The following is a 256-nucleotide window of genomic DNA, read 5'->3' on the forward strand; positions in this document are numbered from 1 at the left end:
CATTCTGAGGGAACCTTTGAACGCCTCCGTTACTCTTTAGGAGGCGACCGCCCCAGTCAAACTGCCCGCCTGACACGGTCCCCGTACCGGGTTACGGTACTAGGTTAGAACCTAGATACGATCAGGGTGGTATCCCAACGGCGCCTCCAGCGAAGCTTGCGCTCCACTCTCAACGGCTCCCACCTATCCTGTACAGATCGTACCCAAATTCAATATCAAGCTGCAGTAAAGCTCCATGGGGTCTTTCCGTCTTGTC

The 256-nt window shown here is 55.1% G+C and carries 1 rRNA gene; it reads right to left on the reverse strand.

Features of this window, described 5'->3' with window-relative positions:
- Positions 1-256: ribosomal RNA gene (locus tag C162_RS30815) — 23S ribosomal RNA — on the reverse strand; the annotation flags it as partial.

Source organism: Paenibacillus sp. FSL R7-269 (assembly GCF_000517865.1).
Taxonomy (GTDB): domain Bacteria; phylum Bacillota; class Bacilli; order Paenibacillales; family Paenibacillaceae; genus Paenibacillus_AQ.